The sequence below is a fragment of the Streptomyces sp. NBC_01450 genome (assembly GCF_036227505.1).
Classification (GTDB): domain Bacteria; phylum Actinomycetota; class Actinomycetes; order Streptomycetales; family Streptomycetaceae; genus Streptomyces.
Window position 1 is genome coordinate 6,305,896 of the sequence record NZ_CP109480.1, and the last position, 18,895, is coordinate 6,324,790.

Annotated in this window: 14 protein-coding genes, 1 tRNA gene and 1 pseudogene; 7 read left to right on the forward strand and 9 right to left on the reverse strand. The window is 70.5% G+C overall.

Annotation, left to right across the window (positions count from 1 at the left end; translation table 11 throughout):
• Nucleotides 1–60: 60 nt before the first annotated feature.
• The 3 genes from OG568_RS28210 to OG568_RS28220 all read right to left on the reverse strand — a co-directional run bounded on the left by OG568_RS28210 (nt 61) and on the right by OG568_RS28220 (nt 2,711).
• On the reverse strand, nt 61–792 hold the full coding sequence (locus OG568_RS28210; RefSeq protein ID WP_266433253.1) for a nucleotidyltransferase family protein: 732 nt from the start codon (nt 790–792) through the stop codon (nt 61–63).
• 95 nt (nt 793–887) lie between these two features.
• Complete coding sequence (locus OG568_RS28215) at nt 888–1,337, reverse strand: hypothetical protein (protein WP_266433255.1); 450 nt, start codon at nt 1,335–1,337, stop codon at nt 888–890.
• A gap of 237 nt (nt 1,338–1,574) precedes the next feature.
• A complete protein-coding gene (locus tag OG568_RS28220) occupies nt 1,575–2,711 on the reverse strand; it encodes an ABC transporter ATP-binding protein (RefSeq protein WP_329533562.1) in 1,137 nt (378 codons plus the stop codon).
• A 225-nt stretch (nt 2,712–2,936) separates the two neighbouring features.
• On the opposite strand from OG568_RS28220, the gene OG568_RS28225 reads away from it, so the two are divergent.
• A tRNA-Thr gene (locus OG568_RS28225) sits at nt 2,937–3,013 on the forward strand.
• Nucleotides 3,014–3,344: 331 nt separating this feature from the next.
• Here OG568_RS28225 and OG568_RS28230 read toward each other — a convergent pair.
• Nucleotides 3,345–3,800, reverse strand: a pseudogene (locus tag OG568_RS28230) (ATP-binding protein); the annotation flags it as partial.
• An 844-nt stretch (nt 3,801–4,644) separates the two neighbouring features.
• Between OG568_RS28230 and OG568_RS28235 the strand changes: the two are divergent.
• From OG568_RS28235 to fxsT, 3 genes are all read left to right on the forward strand, one after another.
• Nucleotides 4,645–5,112: a hypothetical protein gene (locus tag OG568_RS28235; RefSeq protein ID WP_329533563.1), complete on the forward strand. Its 468-nt coding sequence runs from the start codon at nt 4,645–4,647 to the stop codon at nt 5,110–5,112.
• 564 nt (nt 5,113–5,676) lie between these two features.
• On the forward strand, nt 5,677–7,098 hold the full coding sequence (locus tag OG568_RS28240; protein ID WP_266433299.1) for a VMAP-C domain-containing protein: 1,422 nt from the start codon (nt 5,677–5,679) through the stop codon (nt 7,096–7,098).
• A 355-nt stretch (nt 7,099–7,453) separates the two neighbouring features.
• Nucleotides 7,454–11,368, forward strand: a complete 3,915-nt coding sequence (fxsT, locus tag OG568_RS28245) for an FxSxx-COOH system tetratricopeptide repeat protein (protein ID WP_329533564.1) — start codon at nt 7,454–7,456, stop codon at nt 11,366–11,368.
• A gap of 49 nt (nt 11,369–11,417) precedes the next feature.
• Here fxsT and OG568_RS28250 read toward each other — a convergent pair whose 3' ends face one another.
• The 4 genes from OG568_RS28250 to OG568_RS28265 form a co-directional block, all read right to left on the reverse strand.
• Nucleotides 11,418–13,235 carry an HEXXH motif domain-containing protein gene (locus tag OG568_RS28250; protein ID WP_329533565.1) on the reverse strand — a complete coding sequence of 606 codons (1,818 nt, stop codon included), beginning with the start codon at nt 13,233–13,235 and terminating at the stop codon, nt 11,418–11,420.
• A gap of 17 nt (nt 13,236–13,252) precedes the next feature.
• On the reverse strand, nt 13,253–13,420 hold the full coding sequence (locus OG568_RS28255; protein ID WP_159055260.1) for a hypothetical protein: 168 nt from the start codon (nt 13,418–13,420) through the stop codon (nt 13,253–13,255).
• A 130-nt stretch (nt 13,421–13,550) separates the two neighbouring features.
• Nucleotides 13,551–14,666 (reverse strand): effector-associated domain 2-containing protein, encoded by a 1,116-nt coding sequence (locus OG568_RS28260; protein WP_329533567.1) that lies wholly within the window; start codon nt 14,664–14,666, stop codon nt 13,551–13,553.
• 3 nt (nt 14,667–14,669) lie between these two features.
• Nucleotides 14,670–14,972, reverse strand: a complete 303-nt coding sequence (locus OG568_RS28265; RefSeq protein WP_266433308.1) for a trypco2 family protein — start codon at nt 14,970–14,972, stop codon at nt 14,670–14,672.
• A 211-nt stretch (nt 14,973–15,183) separates the two neighbouring features.
• On the opposite strand from OG568_RS28265, the gene OG568_RS28270 reads away from it, so the two are divergent.
• Both OG568_RS28270 and OG568_RS28275 read left to right on the forward strand, forming a co-directional pair.
• Nucleotides 15,184–15,354 carry a hypothetical protein gene (locus OG568_RS28270; RefSeq protein WP_266433310.1) on the forward strand — a complete coding sequence of 57 codons (171 nt, stop codon included), beginning with the start codon at nt 15,184–15,186 and terminating at the stop codon, nt 15,352–15,354.
• A complete protein-coding gene (locus OG568_RS28275) occupies nt 15,344–17,158 on the forward strand; it encodes an HEXXH motif domain-containing protein (RefSeq protein WP_329533568.1) in 1,815 nt (604 codons plus the stop codon). The genes OG568_RS28270 and OG568_RS28275 overlap by 11 nt, the downstream gene beginning before the upstream one ends.
• Nucleotides 17,159–17,208: 50 nt before the next feature.
• On the opposite strand, the gene OG568_RS28280 is transcribed toward OG568_RS28275, so the two are convergent.
• Nucleotides 17,209–18,237: an aminoglycoside phosphotransferase family protein gene (locus OG568_RS28280; protein WP_443077777.1), complete on the reverse strand. Its 1,029-nt coding sequence runs from the start codon at nt 18,235–18,237 to the stop codon at nt 17,209–17,211.
• Here OG568_RS28280 and OG568_RS28285 point away from each other — a divergent pair.
• Nucleotides 18,236–18,889: a rhomboid-like protein gene (locus OG568_RS28285; protein WP_329533570.1), complete on the forward strand. Its 654-nt coding sequence runs from the start codon at nt 18,236–18,238 to the stop codon at nt 18,887–18,889. The genes OG568_RS28280 and OG568_RS28285 overlap by 2 nt on opposite strands.
• Nucleotides 18,890–18,895: the final 6 nt, after the last annotated feature.

Genomic DNA, 18,895 nt, shown 5'->3' on the forward strand with positions numbered 1-18,895 from the left:
CGTCCTCGTACTGCCTGGAGGCCCGTCCTCGTGCTCTCTGGAAGGGTCTGGAAGGGGTTCTCAGCGTCCCAGCGCCGCGAGCTCCTTCGCCGCCTCCGTGAGGTCCTTGGCGGTGTCGATGGCACGCCAGTAGGCGCCCTGCGGGAGCGAGAAGCCGGCCAGGCGGCGTTCGCGGGCCAGGTGCGGGAACGTGGTGCGCTCGTGGTCGCCGCGCTCGGGGAGCAGGTCGGCGAACTCGGCGGAGAAGACGTAGACGCCCGCGTTGATCTCGTACGTGGTCGGCGGGGACTCGATGAAGTCCGTGACGCGTCCGAAGCCGTCGGTCTCGACGGCGCCCCACGGGATGCGCGGGCGGGCCAGGGCGAGGGTCGCGACGGCGTCACGCTCGGTGTGGAAGTCCGCCATGTCGCGCAGCGAGAAACGGGTCCAGATGTCGCCGTTCGTCGCGTACCAGGGCCTGTCCGGGTGGGGGAGGTGCGCGGCGGCGTACTTCAGGCCACCGCCCCGGCCGAGGGGCTCCGTCTCGACGACCGTCGTGATGTTGACCGGCAGGTCGGCCGAGTCCAGCCACTTCTGGAGGACCTCGGCGAGGTGGCCGCAGGAGACGACGACGTCGGTGACGCCCTCCTCGGCGAGCCAGGCCAGCTGGTGACCGATGATCGGGGTCCCGGTGCCGGGGATCTCGACCATCGGCTTGGGCCGGTCGTCGGTGTAGGGACGCAGCCGGGAGCCCTGACCACCGGCCAGGACGACGGCTTGAACGGGGCGAGACGCGGCGTTCGGATGGGTCATGCCCGAACTGTACGTCGCGCCCCGCTCGCGGCTTCCGCCGGCAACCGTTCCCTTAAGCAGCTGTTACCTGACAGGGCAGGTGTGGCCGGTGGGGCTCAGATATGCGTGGCCGCGACCCCCGATGCGAAGGACGTGTCGCAGACGGGGCGCGCGAACGCCTGGGCGCGCGTCGGACCGTACGCGCGGACCGCGGCACGGCCGAGGGCGCGGGCGATGGAGACGCAGTGCTTGGCGAGCGACGGACGGCCGTTCACGGCCTCCTGGAGGTGGGTGAGGGCTACGCCGGGGTTCTTCTCCTGGAGCTCCAGCAGGAGCCGGTCGCGCAGCACGTCCTGCGGGGCACGGGAGACGGCACGCGAGGAGACGTCCGAGGAGGAGGCGGTGAGCACCGAGTCCGAGGAGTTCCCCGACCAGTTGACTCGGGTGACCGCGAGGGTCCCGGAGAGCACCAGGACGACAGGCAGAACGAGGGCGAGGGTGCGACCGATCCGGCGCGCGGGGCCACGGCCACGCCGGGTCCGTTGGTTAGTGGTGGAGTGCTTCACGCGAGTGAGGGTAGCGCGGGGTGATGATTTGGCGACATTTAGTAATCAGTTCGGGGGATAGGGGAACGGCTTTCACTGGGCGGCGAGTTGACGTACACGGATCGAAATGACCGGCTTGCCGGGGTATTTGTCGACAACGAAGAGGGCCCCACGGCGTACCGTGGGGCCCTCTTCGTCAGCTTGGGTGAATTCGACCGCGTCGCGGTCTTCGTCCCCCCGACTTGCTTTTCGCGGGGATCAGTCGGAGAGGCGCTCGCCCGTGGAGGTCGAGAACACGTGGGTCTCGCCCGGCCGCGGCACGACGTGCAGCGTGGAGCCCTTGTCCGGGACCGCGCGGCCGCTGACGCGGACGACCAGGTCCTTGACCTCGTCGCCGACCTTGACGCTGCCGTAGACGTAGGCGTCGGCGCCGAGCTCCTCGACGACGTTCACCGTGACGGCGTGGCCGGCCGGGGCGTCCTCGGAGTCCTTCGAGAGCGACTTGGCGGCCTCGCCGTTGTGCTCGACGATGTCGAAGTGCTCCGGGCGGACACCGACCGTGACGGTGCGGTCGCCCTTGTCCGCGGCGGCCTTCAGGGCCTCGCGGTTCACCGGCACCACGGAGTTGCCGAACTTCACGCCGCCGTCCGTGATCGGGACCTCGACGAGGTTCATGGCGGGGGAGCCGATGAACCCGGCGACGAAGAGGTTCGCGGGACGCTCGTACATGTTGCGCGGCGAGTCGATCTGCTGGAGCAGACCGTCCTTGAGCACGGCCACACGGTCGCCCATGGTCATGGCCTCGACCTGGTCGTGGGTGACGTACACGGTGGTGATGCCGAGGCGGCGCTGCAGAGAGGCGATCTGCGTACGGGTCGAGACGCGGAGCTTGGCGTCGAGGTTCGACAGCGGCTCGTCCATGAGGAAGACCTGGGGCTCACGCACGATGGCGCGGCCCATCGCGACACGCTGGCGCTGACCGCCGGAGAGGGCCTTCGGCTTGCGGCCGAGGTACTCGGTGAGGTCGAGGATCTTCGCCGCGTCCTCGACCTTCTGGCGGATCTCGGCCTTCGGGACGCCGGCGATCTTGAGCGCGAAGCCCATGTTGTCGGCGACCGTCATGTGCGGGTAGAGCGCGTAGTTCTGGAACACCATCGCGATGTCCCGGTCCTTGGGCGGCAGGTGCGTGACGTCGCGGTCACCGATGCGGATGGCGCCGGCGTTCACGTCCTCGAGCCCCGCGAGCATGCGGAGCGAGGTGGACTTGCCGCAGCCGGAGGGACCGACGAGGACGAGGAACTCGCCGTCCTCGATGTCGATCTCCAGGGCATCGACGGCGGGCTTCTCGGAACCCGGGTAGATCCGGGTCGCCTTGTCGAACGAGACAGTGGCCATGGTGAGGGGCCCCCTTCACCGGCAGGAACGTGCCGGACGATCCGTTGTAAAGGTGGTGTCCACCGTGAAGCTTTCACGGTGGTGTAGTCCACAAGAGTGAACTGGATCAGGACGGTACCTCGCGTTCACCTGGTCTGTCAGTAGCTGGAGGGCTGTGAACTTCGCGGAAATTTTCGAGAAGGCACGGCTGGGACGTGGGTACACTGCACGGGCACACGCGTGCAGGCCTCCTTAGCTCAGCTGGTCAGAGCGCCGCTCTTGTAAAGCGAAGGTCGTCGGTTCGAATCCGACAGGGGGCTCCATGAACCACCTGGGACAACGCCCTCGCGATCATGGACCGCGAGGGCGTTGACGGCAGTTCTTGACGGCAGTCCCGCTTAGCGGTGCCGTTTGAGCAGGCGATCCCTGTGGCAGACCGGCGGACGCCGCGATCCGCAGGAACGACCGGTACAGATTCCGCGGCTCGATCGGCCGACCACTGCGTGTCGTGAAGACGTGATCACTGTCGTGCCAGTCCGCGCCGATCGCGTCCCGGCGGGCGCCTTGACGCAGCCGCTGCCACCGGAGCGGCGCCACGCACATCAGCGGGATGGGATCACCCTCGCTCGCCGGTTCTTGGTCGTGTCGAGGTACAGCTTCTTGCCGCCATGCCTCGGTGCGCCGGACGCGAGGCCGTTCCAGGCGCAGCGGCAGGAGCCGTTCGGCGAGGCCGGGCCGGATGACTCCCGCGTCGATACCGGTCAGCAGGAGGAGGCGGCGGTAGCGGGCGCGGAACACGTCCCCGTCGGTGAACAGGGCGCGCTTGACGCTCTCGGCTCCGGTGACGATGCAGCACATCGCGTCGGACAGGTCCGGCGTCATGCGGGAGAGGTTGTCCAGGGCCGTGACCCATCCGGTCGCCGCCGCTGCGATCAGGTTCTCCTCATCCTTCGGTGCCCGGCGCAGGTCCCCGCTCAGACCCTCGATGATCCGCACGAGCATGTGCCCACCGGTGGACTTGCCCGCGCCCTGCGGCCCGGTGAGGAACGGCGCGGGAACGGGAACGGACGGCCCGAGGCAGCCGATCAGCCAAGCGATGGCCTGGCATTGCGGCCGGCTTTCACGAAGCCCATATGGTGATGGCGACGTCCGTCAGGATCCACAGCGTGGCGACGGCAAGAATCGAACGTTTGACCAACCGGGATCGTCGCCGCGCCTCGGCGGCGACCTCCTCGGCGCTCCTGCCTTCAGGACGTGGGTGGTACCGCCATCGGCCTGTCGCTCCCCAGATGACCACGAGTGCCATGGCGACCCAGCCGTCCAACCGTCCTAATTGATATCCCAATTGATATGACGTCATCTACGGGCTCCCCCCTCGTCAGTGAAGCAGGGAGTCTAATGCGGTGACGGAACAACACATCGCTCAGGGCGCTCTCTGGCCATCCTCTGGCCAACAGCTCATCCCCATCTCGGCTGTGGGCGAGAAACGTGCCGGTCAGGGTGGGATTGGGCTCGCAAAGCGCAGCGCTCTTGAAAACCGTCGCTCTTAACAGTTCAGAACTACCTCATCAAGACCCATGGCACGGGTGCGCGAAGGAAGTGGGAGACGCCCTCTATGGGTGAGGCGGTCGGGTTGACGGTGGGGTCGCGGCTTCGCAGGTTCGAATCCTGCCGGGGTCACCAGCCGAAAGGCGTCGGACCGATCATGGTCCGGGGTCGTTACCGCTCTTGGGGCCCTGTCGCGCTTGCGATCGGGTAATCAGGACCCGCATACAGGACCCGCATACAGGAGCCGCCGCTATCTGTCGAGCCCCGAGATGAAGGGGCATGACCCGTCTCGTGCGGCAGGGCTTACTTGAGACGTGGGTTCACGCAGAACAGGAACTCACCCACCTCACCGAAGTAACGGGACCGTCCGACACCCCGTTCGCCCTTTCTCAGAAGGAGATTCCCCATGACTCGCACCTCCCGCAAGCAGCGTCTCGCGATGCTTGGCCTCTCAACCGTCCTGGGCGTAGGCGGCGCGCTGCTGCCCGTCAGTGCGTTTGCCGCCCCGGCGGCACCCCACGCCGGCGCCGTAAGCGCAACGACAGCTATTCACGGCGACCGCGACGGCAAGAACGACCGCGACGGAAAGAACGACCGAGACGGAAAGAACGACCGTGGCGGCAAGGGCGAGCGCGACGGCAAGAATAAAAAGAACAAGAAGGGCAACAGGGCTCGGGACATAGAGAACATGCCCGGCTGCAAGTACGTCAGCCACAAGGTGTATTGCGAGTTCAAGCCCGCCGACCCGAAGCCCGCCGACCCGAAGCCTGGGGATCCCAAGCCTGGTGACCCGAAGCCTGGTGACCCGAAGCCCGGCGACCCCAAGCCTGGTGACCCGAAGCCCGGCGACCCCAAGCCCGGCGGGGGCAAGTGAATCCTTACAAGGACCCCGAGACCGGCGCAGACACCCGCGGCAACGCGCCCTCCGACGGCTGACTGTCGTGGACAGCTACGAAGTTCCTTCGGCAGATTCGGGAGCCGAATGAGTGGCTGAGGGGCGGGCATCCGAGCGGATGCCCGCCCCTCGTAATCGGTTGTCCTGCCAGCAAGGGACACCACCTGCCTCAGTGCACAGCTCTTCGCCCACCATGACCGACCACTACCGTCCCTGGCCCCGCGGGGGACTACGGGAGCTTGAGCGAGAACTCGGAGAACGCGCAGGCCGGCGTTCCGCCAGGCCGGACGGCATCGCCCCTGGTCGTTGGGCTGTTGGGGGGAACTTGTAAAGCGAAGGTCGTCGGTTCGAATCCGACAGGGGGCTCCAACAGCGCGAACGACACGGACATCCCGCGGTGATGCCCGTGCTTTTCCCTGCCGTGCCCCGCTTTACGGCCTTACCCTGTTGGGCACCATCAGGGTGCCGCGCCAGCTGTGTGGAGGTAACGGGGTGAGAGGGCGCAGTCCGGATCGGGTCCGCAACGAGCTCATTGTCTCCATCGTGGACGCGTTGCAGGGTTCGGCCACGGTGAGCCAGACGAGCAGCCGCGAGATCTGGCGGGATCTGCTGGCCGGTGAACTGGCCGCGCCCGTGGAACCCTTCGGCGGGGATCGGCTACGGCCCTGGCTGTTACAGGTGGTGAAGGAGTGCACCACCGTCGGTGACGGCCTGGCCTGCCTGGTGCGGTCGCTGGAGTACGTGGAACAGCAGTCGGCGACGGTCGCCGGGCTGTGGCCGCTCGTGGACGAGTGGGAGGCCGTCGACTTCTTCAACAACACCGATCTCGGTCACCTGCGGCCCGTCCTGCTGGCGATGGGCTCCACGGACCTGGCCGTCATGGCGCGCCGCGCGAGCCGGTCCCGCGTCCAGGAGCTTCCCGGGTGGTGCCAGACGGGGTGGCAGGTCTTCCTGCGGCTGGCGGGCGAGAACTCCCCGGCGGGTGAACTCCCGCCCAGCATGGCCTTCCTGGCACTGTCGGCCGACCGGCTGATGGAGGACGGCCAGGCGGACGCCGCCGAGGTGCTGCGCCGCTTCAACCGCACCCAGGCCCTCGCCCTGGGCATGGAGGACCTGCTCTCGGACTGGCAGCACTCGGACTTTCCGCAGCCCGAGCCCTCCCTCGTCCCCGCGTATCTGATGATCCAGTTCGAGCCGGACCGGATCGAGACGGACCGGTACTACCTCTCGCACTGGCGCCAGTCCGACTCCGAGGGCTGGCACCCCGTGCGCGGCGAGACGGTCCACCTGGGCCGGGAGGAGCTCCCGGGCGCGGTGGAGCGGCTGATCGAGGAGGCCGAGGAGAAGTGGGCTGACCTGCGGCAGCCGGTGATCCTGGAGTTCATCCTGCCCTGGGAGCTGCTCAACGAGCCGGTGGAGTGGTGGTCGAAGGAGTCCGGCTCCGAGGCCCCGACGCCGCTGGTCATGGACTATCCGGTGGTGGTGCGCAGCATCGAGCGGCTGCAGCGGGCCGCCTGGCACCGGCCCTGGCACCACAAGTGGCGGCAGTTGCGGGAGCGCCCGGCGGACAGCCACCCGCACTGGAGCAGCCCGGCGAAGGACGAGACGTACTTCTTCCACCTGGAGCGTGAGCTGAAGGAGGACCGGCACGCGGTGTGCCTGGTGCTCAGTCAGCCCCCCGGTGACGACTCGGGCACCGGCCGCCGCGAGATCCTCGCCGGCCTGCGGGCCGGGGTGCCCGCGATGATCTGGCACCGCAGCGACTGCGCGGACCCGAAATTCAGGGACGCCATCGGCGAGATACTGCAGGACCGGGGGCTGGGTAGTTTGGCGGAACGGGTCGGGGAGTGGCGCAAGGACGCGCTGGCCCTCGGCCCCGGTGCCTGGGACGGGCACGTGGGTCGCCATCTGGCCATTCTGCTCGACGACCCCGAGCGCAAGCCGAGTCCGCCCGGACCGGTGTAGGCCGTCATGCCCCGACGGCCCGGGACGGGCCTCCGACCGGCGAGCGGAGGCGGACACCCCATGGTCTTGCACACGCCATCGCCGACTGTCAGGCTATTGACGAGACAGAGCCACCGGCTGTCCACAGGGGGCAAGTACCATCCGGCGATTGACTTTCGGACCCTTCTGCCGTCTCCTGTGGCCTGCCATGTTGCACCGCAAGCAGACCACTGCCAGGCTTGGCACGTGGATGTCACGCATGCCCGCGGACTGCGGGACTCCTCCTCGGTGCTCCCTCCGTCGTCGGGCATGACCGGACGTTCTGAGGGCGCCGCTTATGCAGTGTGACGACGATCCACGACCACCATCGGCACCGGTGTCTGACGATGCGACACCAGGCGTGGTGTCGCTTGCTCTGCGTGGCCTCGGGCAGGGTTCTTCGGCACATCCACCCGAGGTACTGCTCGTGGTCGACGACTACGTGACCATGCGGGTCTGGGACGAGACGGTCACCCGACTGGCGGACGAACTCGCCCGCGAGGAGTCACTGGGTCCCATCACCCGCTTACGGCTGCTGAGTTCGGACGACACCGAGCCGGGCCGGATCCGGCTGGAGCACCTTCCCTCGCCCGTGGGCGAACGCCGGGTGGTGCTGGTGCTGACCGACGGGCTGGCCGCGGGCTGGCGTTCGGACGCGGTGCTGCCGCTGCTGCGCGAACTGGGCCGTTCCGAGCCGCTCGCGGTCCTGCATCTGCTGCCCGGACGGCTGTGGTTCCGTACCGGCTTGGACGTCTACCGCATGCGCCTGGGCTCCGCGCGTCCCTGGGCGCCCAACGAGTCCCTGCGCTGGGAACTGCGCACCTCGCCCCTCGAACCCGTGGACGACGACACGGCGGCACGGGCCGGTGTGGTGCCCGTCCCGGTCCTGGAGCGGACCGGTCACTCCCTCACCGGCTGGGTCGACCTGGTGACGGGCCGGGCCTCGGAAGGCGTCGAGATGTCGGGCGTGCGGGCCCGCGACTGGAAGCGGCGACCGGACGCCGCGCGCGCCGTGCCCTGGGTCGACGACGTGCCCGACCCCGCCAGCGCCGTCCCCCCGTGGGAGCGTGTCTCGGAGTTCCGGGCCGCCGCCTCGCCCACCGCGTTCGCGCTGGCCACCCGCCTCGCGGCGGCTCCTTTGACGCTGCCCGTCATGAGCGCCCTGACGGCCTCGGTGCCGGGTGCCGGACCCGCCCACCTCACCGAGCTGCTGATGAGCGGTCTGGTGCGGCCCGCGGGTGCGGAGGCCGAGCGCGCGGCCGACGTGGTCTTCACCTTCGGCCCGAACATCCGCCAGGAGTTACTGGCGCTGGCCCGCCGCCGGGACACCATCCGCGTACTGCACGACGTATGGGTGCTGACGGCGGACCCGGAGGCCTCCGACCCGTTGCTGCCCGCCCCGGACGAACTCCTCGAGATGCCCGGGGTGCCGCCCGTGACCCCCCGGAACGTCGCGTTCCTGCGCATCGAACTGGCCGCGCTGCGCGCCCTGTCCGGACGCTTCCTGCCCCAGGCCGAGCGTCTCGCGCGGGCGCTGCGCGCGTACGACCTGCAGAACACGGTCAACCTGGGCAAGGTCGCAAGTACCCACAGGCAGCACCCGACCGGCGCCACCCGGTCCGACCGGGATGCCGCACACGCCCCGAGGGGGCACGAGACAACTTCAGAAGGAGCCACGGACATGGCGACCACGCAGCAGCCGACGGTGGAGAGCGCGCGTGCGACGCAGCCGCGCATCTGGGGGAACATTCCCCCGCGCAATCCGAACTTCACCGGCCGCGTGGACCTTCTGGAACGACTGCGGGAGCGCCTTCAGGAAGGCACGACCACTGTGCTTCCCGAGGCCATCCACGGCATGGGCGGTGTCGGCAAGACCCAGATGGCGATCGAGTACGCCTACCGACACCAGTCCGAGTACGACGTCGTCTGGTGGGTCCCCGCCGAGCGCCCCGGCCAGATCGGCCAGTCCCTGGTGGAGCTCGCCCAGCGGCTCGGCCTCGGCACCAGCCCCGAGGCCAACATCGCCGGTCCCGCGGTGCGCGAGGCGCTGCGCGAGGGGCGGCCGTACTCCCGCTGGCTGCTGATCTTCGACAACGCGGACAGTCCCGAACGCGTCCGTGACTACTTCCCCACCGGTGGCAGCGGCACCATCCTCGTCACCTCCCGCAACCGGCGCTGGAGCGTCGTCGGCCCCTCCCTGGAGGTCGACGTCTTCACCCGGGAGGAGAGCAAGGAGCTGTTGCGCCGCTCGGGTTCGCCGGGAAACCTCGACGATGCCGAGGCGGACCGCCTCGCCGAGGCCCTCGGTGACCTCCCGCTCGCCCTGGAACAGGCCGCAGCCTGGCGGGCGGAGACCGGGATGCCGGTGTCGGAGTACCTGCGCCTGTTCGAGGACAAGCGCAGTGAACTCCTTGAGGTCTCCCCACCCCCGGACTACCAGCTTCCGGTCGCGGCCGCGTGGAACGTCTCCCTGGACCACCTGGAGACCCGCAGCCTTACCGCTCTGCGTCTGCTCCAGCTGTGCTCCTACTTCGCACCCGACCCCATCTCGCGCTCGATCTTCTCCGGTCTCGGCGGTTCCAGGATCGACCCCGATCTCGACCGGGCCCTCAACGACCCGATGCGACTCGCCCGCGCCATTCGGGAGATCAACCGCTACTCCCTCGCCCGCATCGACCACCGGACCAACTCGATCGAGATGCACCGCCTGGTCCAGGCCGTGCTGATCAACCGCATGTCCCCCGAGGAACAGAACCGCATGCGCAGCGGGGCCCACACCCTTCTGGCGGCCTCCGACCCCAAGGGACCCAACCAGTCGGTCAACTGGCCGCGCTACGCCGAGCTCTACGGCCATGTCATCGCCTCGGGCGCGGTCGAGTCCGACCAGCCGTGGGTGCGCGATCTCGTGATGAACGTCGCCAAGTACCTGTGGTACTGGGGGGACCACAAGGTCGCGCGCGAGTTCATGGAGCAGGCCTGGCAGACCTGGCGGGAGCTGTTCGGCGAGGAGGACCAGCAGACGCGGCTGATGGCGTGGTGGCTGAGCTTCGTCTATCTCAAGGTGGGCCGTTACGACGATGCCTCACAGCTCGTGGCCCAGCTCAAGGACGTCTATGCCCGCACCGCGCCCGCGGACCGGGAGGACACCCGAGAGGACGCGCTGGAGACCCTGAACCTGGAAGCCGCCGTGCGACGCGTCCAGGGGGACTTCGCCGCCGGGGCCGAACTGGACGAGGCGGCCTACGACCGGGCCCGCCGTGCCTTCGGCGAGGACGATCCCACCACGCTGGACATCGCCCACAACCTCGGGGTGAGCCTGCGGCTGGTCGGTGAGTTCCAGCGCGCGCTGGAACTGGACCAGCACACGCACGCCCTGAAGGCCCGGCTGTTCGGGCGTGACCACCCGCAGTCGCTGATCACCGAGGCGAGCATCGCCGTCGACGTGCGTGAGACCGGCGACTACGTCGGCGCGCGGTCTCTGCAGCAGGCGGTCGTCGACGGTTTCCGCGCGGTCTTCGGGGCCGGCAACCCCTCGACGCTGGGTACCGTGCGTCAGCTCAGCGAGGCGTCCCGCAAGGAGGGCGACCCGGTCACCGCGCTGGCCCTGGCGCGCGAGGCGTTCGACCAGTTCACCCGTCGGTACGGCGACACGCACCCCGAAACCGTGACCGCGTCCCTCGCCCTGTCGGTGGCGCTGCGGCACAACGGTGAGCTGGAGGAGGCCCGCGACCGCGGGGAGAAGGCGCGCGAGCGCTACCGCAGGCTGTTCCAGCCCGACCACCCGCACGTCCTGGCGGCCGACATCGACCTCGCCGTGACGCTGCGACTGTTGGGCCGGGTGCAGGAGGCCAAGCGGCTGGACGAGACGGCGCTGGAGTCGCTGACCGAGCGCCTAGGGGCGGGCCATCCGATCGCGCTGGCCTGTGCCATCAACCTGTCGAGCGACCTGAGCGAGCAGGGACAGTCGGCCGAGGCCCGCCGACTCGGCGAGAAGACGCTGGAGCTGTGCCGGGAGCGACTGGGCGAGGACCACCCCACCACACTGGTGTGCGCGGCCAACGTCTCCCTCGACCTCATCGCCGTCGGCCAGGAATCCGAGGGCGCGGCCCTGCACGCGGCCACGCTGGAACGGATGGAGCGGGTCCTCGACGCGCCCCGGCTGCGCTCCGCCGAGCCCGCCCCGCACCCGGCGACGCTGCAGACCCGTGCGATGAAGCGGGCCAACTGTGACATCGACCCGATGCCGCTGTGAGGTGAGGACCGAGGCCGCGCGACCGCCGCCGGCTACCGCGAACCGCCGGCTACCGCGAACCCGTGGGCGAGGCGAGCCAGGCGGCCAGGCGGACGGGGTCCGGCGCGGCGCCGGTAGCGCGTAACAGGGCTTGGTGGACCGCCCGTGCCCGCTCGGGCCAGTGGCAGAGCAGGTGGGCCGCCGCGGGTTCCGTGCCCGCCGCCTTCAGGGCGTGCCCGAGGCCCGCCCAGGCGCCGGCCCGCTCGGGTTCGACGGCCAGGTGGGCCCGGTAGGCGTGCTGGGCCGCCGTGGCGTCTCCCGCCGCCAGCAGCGCGTCGCCGGGCAGGGCCCCGGTGACGTGGGCCGCGGCCTTCTCGGGGTCTTCGGACGGTGGACGTTCGTCGGGAGTGGTGCTGAGGTGGTGGCGGGAGAGCATGGCCATGCTGTCCAGCCAGCGTGCGGACAGGTCGGGGACGAGGTCGGGCTCGGCCGCCAGGGCGACGGGCGGTCCGCTCGCCCCGGCCAGCCAGGCGCGTACGGCCTCCTCCACCGCGGGCGCGGGGGGCCGCAGGTGGTGGACCCGCCAGCGGGCGACGTGGTCGGCGGCGCACAGCCGCGCCAGCGCCAGTTGCTCCTCGGGAACCGGCTCCTCGAGCCACTGCGCGCAGTGGCCGCGCAGGGTGTCCAGCAGAGCGGCACCGAGCGGTGTGCGACGCGGATGGCGGTGGACCTGTTCCAGCGCCGTGGCCACATGGGTCCGCCACAGTGCGAACTCGAAGTGCGCGATGGCCTTCTGGGCGTCGGTCTTCTCCCGGTGGGCGCGCCAGAAGCGGGCTATTCCCACGAACGCGTAGATGCCCTGGAGCAGCCCGTCGAGAGGCCGGGGGTCGTCGCGCCAGGGCGCGTACCACAGCTCCGTACTCATGTCGGCGCCGTCGGTCAGCAGAGGGGTCAGGTGCAGGAGGCCGCCCAGTTTGGTGTGCTGGAACTCGTGCACGAGGGTGACCGCGAGCTGAACGGCGTCGTCGGGTTCCGAGGCCTCGATGCCGCCGAAGGCGTCCCCCGACGTCACGCTGCGCGGCCGAAATCTTTCCCTCGCCGGGGTAGGAGTCAGCGAGAACACCCCCCGCCGCATGGCCTCGGCCGTCCCGGGCAGTTCCCGCAGCAGCACCCGCCAGGCCCGCTCCAGCTCCTTTCGCCACTGCGCCACCGCCTCCTCGGACAGCGGGCGCGGCTCGGTCGGCTGCGGATACGTGCGATACGGGTCCAGGTCGTCCAGCGCCACGTCGAGCTGTCGCCCGGTGGGGCCGACCGCGAGCCTGCGCACTTCGTGCCACCCCGGTCCGGCCGACCCGGGCCCAGGCGGTACGGCGATCGTGGCGCCGGCCGTCTCCACCACCGTGCGTCCGCCCTCGGCGCGCACGGTGGCCGTCGTCCAGGGCTCGGTCGTCGGCACTACCGCACAGCCGAGGGTCGGCAGCGGCACCCGGCCGTGTCGAACCGGGACCTCGATGCTGAAGTCGAGCTCCGCGCGTAGCGCCGCCACGGCGGCGAGCGCCGAGAAATGGCCGAGCACCACCCACAGCGGCTCGTCCTGCGGAATCGACCCGCGCAGCCGACGTACCGCGGTGGCCAGCCACATTCCCGTCTGTGGATACATCAGCAGCTCGTCGACGACGGAGGGCGAACGTCGCTGCGCCTCGCTGAGAAGATCCCAGGCGGGACCCGGTCCCATGGCGTCGTCGAGCATCCGCAACAGCAGCAGACGGCGGCTGCGTTCGGCTTCGAGCAGGAGGTCCAAGGTGGCCGGACCGCCTTCGCCACGGGCCAACTCGGCCAGCGCGGCGGAGGGCAGGTGATGGTGGGGCGGGGACGGCTCAGCACTCATGGGCGGCCCTGGCGTCGTCAGTCGAAACGCTCCGCGGGGTTGAAGTCGCTGACACTGGCCTGCGGCAGGTCGATGCGTTGCTGCAGCTCCTCCAGCGACGCGGCGAGAACCCGGCGGTCAATGGAGCGCAGCGTTTCAAGAGATACCCCCGCGAGATCGACCAGGCTGGACTCGACGGCGGCCACAGACGGCTCCATGACGGCCAAACCCCTTCCCCCCGGCTGCGTTGTGGATGCGGGCTGCTCACATCCCCCTGATAATGGCCCGCTGTACGGAGGATGAAACCCCGCCCCCGCGGGGCGGCGCGATATCAGGTCAGCGGCTCTCATCGGCTCGGCGGTGGCGCCGGGACAACTCCACCGCCTCTTCGTCCATGCGGGCCACCCCGGCGGAGTCGCCCTCCACCAACCGTATCGCCTCCAGGAGTTGGTCCAAGGTGCCCGGATAGCGCAGGCAGGTCCGCAGGATCCCGAACACGTCCGGTCTCAGCGCCGGCGTCCTTGGACTCATGGCCGCGACGGCCGGGTCGATGCCGGCCAGGACCAGGGCCAGGGTGGTGCGGTCGCTCACCGTGGGCAGTGCCGTCAACGCGCTCACCAGGCCGTCGAGTTCGCGCAGCGGCAGATCGTCGCGGAGCTCCGCCAGACTGACCGGGCCCGCGGCGGCGGTCCGTACGGGCGGGAAGCGGGGCAGCTCGGGAGCCGACGCGGGAAGGCCGGCGCACTCGTGCAGCAGGGTCAGTTCGGACCTGGTCAGCAGCTCGTACCAGCGCTCCACGCGGACGGCGGCGAGGCGGCCGAGGCCGTCCGTGCGGTGGTGCGCGCTGACCAGGCCGACGATCGCGTCGTCGTGCCAGACCGCCGCGCCCGACATGCCCTCCCAGGGCGACCGGTTCGGCTCGGCGTCCGACTCGGGCGCCGTGACGGCGAGTTCGAGCGTGCCCTCGCGGCGGTTGGACAGCACCGAGGTCATGCCCGTCGCGTGGCAGGAGTCGCGGTACTGGGACGGCGAGCCGTCGTCGAGCCGACGCATCCGGTCCTCGCGCAGTTTGAACCGGGGGAAGCCCATGGCGCTGCACGGCAGCACGAGGTCCGCGTCGGCCAGGGCCCCGTACGAGGGGGCTTCGGTCGCCCTCGCGTGGACGCCGCGCGGCGCGGATCCGTCGAGCTCCAGGAGCGCCACGTCGGCGCTGTCGGAGGCCAGTACCACCCGGGCGGCCACGGTCCACTCGTCGGAGAGGTCGGCCTCGAACCGTACTTCGGTGGTTCCCGGTCCCGCGTCACGGACGACATGAGCGGCGGTGAGTACCCACCAGGGACCCACCCGATAGCCGGAACCGCGCCGCCCGGGGCCCCGCCCCGCGGGCGCTCGCACCATCACCTCCGCCACCCGGACCGGATCCAGTCCGCGGCGCGGATCCCGTTCCGCCACGACTCAGCGCTCTCGTTCGGCCTCGGCCCCGCCCACCCAGGGGGCCCGTCCGCCGCCGCTGTGGGTGCGCGGGTCGAGCGTCAGCTTCACCCGGTGCGTGACGCTGTCCGCCACTCGTCCGTCCGCGCCCGCCTCGACCACCCAGAAGCGGATCTTGCCGCCCGCCGTCGCCGACCGCTCCACGACCACGGCCGCCTCCAGCTCCACCGGACCCACCTCGAAGTACAGATCCTCCCCCTGTGCGGCCGTCCGGGCCGCGGTCAGTTCCCTGCGCAACTCCTCGATCAGTTCAGCGAGTTCAATCACACCCGCTCTCTACCCGCACCGCCCGTGCTCCCACCGCCCTTCCGTCACTCGATCCGGGTCGATTCCGTGCTGTGGCCCTGTGTGACGGGGGCGATGCGCTAAAGTCCGTAAGTGGCCTGAAGTAGCCGAAAAGGCAATATTCGTTGAATATGCCATATTCGGGATATCCAGGGCCTGAACGCATCACCTTCACTCTCACAGGGGCGCTGCCATGGAAAAGTCCGGAGTCGAGTCCGAGCTGATCGACCTCAGCGACGTTCCGCTGGACGCGTGGCCCTGTCTGGACCTGCCTTCCGCGCAGACCTCCATGCTTCGACTGCTCAGCCGTATCGACGATCCCGCGAGCAGCCTCGGCGGTTACCAGCCGCAGCGTGACGCGTAGCGGCACGACGAGCACCGCACCGCCGCACCCTCCCCAGCAGCAACGAACAGGCCTCTCCATGCACCAGACGGCCCGACCCCACGCCCTGTCACATGTCCTGCCGTCGCAGTCGTTCGAGGAGCTGCTGGGCGGTGGGGGCGGCCCCGCGACGGTGGACAGCCTGCGCGTGAGCGAGTGGAGCTGGCGGCTGCTCGTCGTCCGGGCGTTGCTGGACTCGGCCGCGACGGCACCGGCCGGTCCCCTGCCCCCCTTGGCGGACGGCTGGACGTTGCTGTCGCGCGCCTGGGCCGTGTCCAAGGAAGCGGTGGAAGACCTGCTGGCGTATCCGGCCGTGGGCGTGTGGGCGGCGCACACACTGCGCCGGCTGCGTGGGACCGCCCAGGACGACGCACCCCTCTGGACGGACACCGGGCACCTCCACGCGATCGCCGCGGCCGCGGCCGTCCGCGTCGGCCTGGAGTTCCGCACCGACGTCCCGGTCCGTCACGGCTGGGTGGTCCTGCCCGCGCTCGGGGCGATGCGGGTGCCCGGCCGGGCGGACTGGGACGTGGCCGAGGTCTCCGCCTGCGCGGGATCGGTGCGCATCGCCGGGCACCGGCTCGGGGGGCCGCACTGGCACGCGCTGACCGAGCTGCGCGCCGACGGCTGCACTCTGCTCCTGGACGACACCGACCCCTACCGCGACCTGCGCAAACCGGCCACGGTGGAACCGGTCGACGCCGCCGCCGAGTGGCAGGAACTGTTCGCCCCCGCCTGGGACATCCTGCGGCGCACCGACACCGAGGTGGCCGGGGCGCTGGCGGGCGGGATGGTGTCGGTGGTGCCCCGGCCGCGCACCGAGAGGTTCCGGCCGCACAGCGCGTCCTCGGGCGACGCCTTCGGTACCGCCCTGGCATCGGCCCCGGACGACGCCGAGCAGTTCGCGTCGACGTTGGTGCACGAGTTCCAGCACAACAAGCTCAGTGCGTTCATGCACCTGTTCACCCTGTACGACGACCAGGGCACCCGCCTGCACTACGCCCCTTGGCGCGACGACCCCCGGCCCCTGGGCGGCCTGCTCCAGGGCGTGTACGCCTTCTTCGGCGTCACCGCGTTCTGGCGGCGGCGCGGCCATGCCCTCGGGCAGTTCGAGTTCGCGCTGTGGCGGAGCCAGACCGCGTACGCGCTGCGCGCCGTCGGCTCGGCGGACGGGCTCAACGACCTGGGGCGGCGGCTGGTGGCCGAGCTCACGCGGCGCATCGAGCCCTGGCTGGACGAACCGGTCGACGCACGGGTCCGGGCCGCCGCCGCTCTGGCGGTCGCCGACCACCGTGCCACCTGGCGCGCCTACCATCTGCGGCCCGCGCAGGGGACCGTCCACGCCCACGCGGCGGCCTGGGCCGACGGAAACCCCCTGCCCAGGGCGACGGACGAGGCCGAGCCCGAGCCCGTGCCCGTCCCGGGCAGTCCGGCGCGCGGCATCGACACCCGGGCGGTGCTGCTGCGATGGCTGCTGGCGGACCCGGAGGGCTTCGCGGCGCTGCGGGACGACCCCGGCGCGGTGGTCGCCGGCGCGCGTCCTGAGGACATCGCCCTGGTGGAGGGCCGCACCGGCGAGGCCCTGGGCGCGTTCCGCGCACGTATCGACCGCGGCGAGGGCGACCCCGAGACCTGGGTGGGGCTCGGCCTTGCGGCACGGGCCGCCGAAGACCCGGCCGGAGACGGCCTGCTGGCCCGCCCGGAACTGGCGATGGCCCTGCACACCGAACTGGACGGACAGGCCGGTCCGCTGGAAGTGGGACGCGCCCTCGCGGACCGCACCTGATCCGAGGGACGGCCCTTGGGCCCAGCGCGGCGCCCCGCGGGGCAAGGCCTTCAGGCCCCGCGCGAAGTACCCCGCAGTCGGCGCGCGATCTCCAGCTGGACCGCCTCCAGCGGGCGGCCGTCCTCGATTTCCCACAGAGTGTTCTGTAGGACACGACCGAGGGTCCAGGCACGGGCCCGCTCGCGATCCAGGCCCATGACGTCGGTCATCGCGTCGAAGCGCCAGCGGATCTCGGCGGGCTCGAAGCGGTTGCCGAGCGCCGGGCAGAGGTCGAAACCGGGGTCGCCCGCGAGCGGCTTGGGGTCGATGGCGACCCAGGGCCCGCGGTCGGCGGAGCGGGCGTCCCCGTCCTGGAGGCCATGGAGGCCATGGAGGTTCGGGAAGCCACGGAGGTTCTGGAGGTCATCGAGGTCCTGTAGGCCCCGCAGGTCCTGGAGGACGTTGTCGTAATGGAGGTCCCAGTGGAGGAGACGGTCACCCGGCTCGGTCGCCACCTCGCGCACCGCCGCCGCGCAGTCCTCGACGAGACGACGCTCGGCCGGGTCCGCGATCCGCTTCAGAGCCCCCGGCACCCGCTCCAGCATGGCCTCCGCGATGTCCCCGAGTCGCCGCATCCCCTCCGGCGCCGGCACGGCCGTCAGCCGGGCCAGCAGCCGCGCGACGACCAGGGCGGCCTCACGCGTGTCGGGGAGGTGCGTCAACATGCGGGTGTGGTCGAGCCGTTCGAGCAGCAGGGTGCAGGTGGCCTCGTCGTGGTCGAGGAGGCGTACGGCCGCGCCGCCGCCCCAGACGCGCAGAGCGGCCGGTTCACCCGCGCTCTCCTTGTCCAGGAGCTGCAGTTTGAGCACGGCCGGGGTGCCGTCGGCCCGCAGCACTGGCAGGACCAGCGCCGTGACCCCGTGCATGGAGGGGCCGTCGAGGCGCAGCTCCCAGCGCTCCAGGAAGTGCGCGGCCCGCTCCGGCAGCCCCGCGACGAAGGCGCGCCCCGCCGCTCCGTTGTACTTGGCTTGCGAGGCGGCCAGTCCCACCGGAACGTCGATCACAGGGCCGAGCCTATGCGCGACGGCGAAGCGCCTCATGCGTGTTAGCCAGGTCCTGAACCGAGCCGGGAGCTACATACGCAGTGCCCCCGGCACCTACGTATGGCTGGCGATCCTCTTCGTCACGACCGTGGCTCTGCACCACATGTCCCCGGATTTCGAAGAGGACTTCCTGCGTCAGCGGTCCACCAACATCCATGAGCTGTCGGACAACCCCGTGCGGGTGCTGATCACCAGTGCGATGTGGATCGACGGCGGTTTCTGGCTGCCCTACGCCGCCCTCTTCACCGTTTTCCACGCCCAGGCGGAGCGCTGGCTGGGCACCCTGCGCTGGCTCGCGGTCGCGGTGGCCGCCCACGTCATGGCGACGCTGATCAGCGAGGGGGCGCTGCTCGGCGCGATCCGGCGCGGGGCGGCACCCCACTCGGCGGTCGACACCCTGGACATCGGGGTGAGCTATGCGCTGGCGGGCGTCATGGGGGTCCTCACGTACCGTGTCGCGGCGCCGTGGCGGTACCTCTATCTGGCGGTGATCCTCGTCGTCTACGGCCTGCCGCTGCTCACCAGCCGCGCCTTCACCGATGTCGGACATTTCATATCGATCCTGGTGGGTCTTGGCTGCTATCCGCTGGTCAGGGGCCGCGGAAAAGCATGGAATCCGAAGGAGACACTGGCCGCCCTCAGGGGTTAACGTCCC

Bases quoted from the DNA above. Each gene is read 5' to 3' on its own strand.
- OG568_RS28210 (WP_266433253.1), bottom strand. From the start codon at position 792: ATGACCCATCCGAACGCCGCGTCTCGCCCCGTTCAAGCCGTCGTCCTG.
- OG568_RS28220 (WP_329533562.1), bottom strand. From the start codon at position 2,711: ATGGCCACTGTCTCGTTCGACAAGGCGACCCGGATCTACCCGGGTTCC.
- OG568_RS28235 (WP_329533563.1), top strand. From the start codon at position 4,645: ATGACTCGCACCTCCCGCAAGCAGCGTCTCGCGATGCTTGGCCTCTCA.
- OG568_RS28250 (WP_329533565.1), bottom strand. From the start codon at position 13,235: ATGAGTGCTGAGCCGTCCCCGCCCCACCATCACCTGCCCTCCGCCGCG.
- OG568_RS28270 (WP_266433310.1), top strand. From the start codon at position 15,184: ATGGAAAAGTCCGGAGTCGAGTCCGAGCTGATCGACCTCAGCGACGTT.
- OG568_RS28285 (WP_329533570.1), top strand. From the start codon at position 18,236: ATGCGTGTTAGCCAGGTCCTGAACCGAGCCGGGAGCTACATACGCAGT.
- OG568_RS28280 (WP_443077777.1), bottom strand. From the start codon at position 18,237: ATGAGGCGCTTCGCCGTCGCGCATAGGCTCGGCCCTGTGATCGACGTT.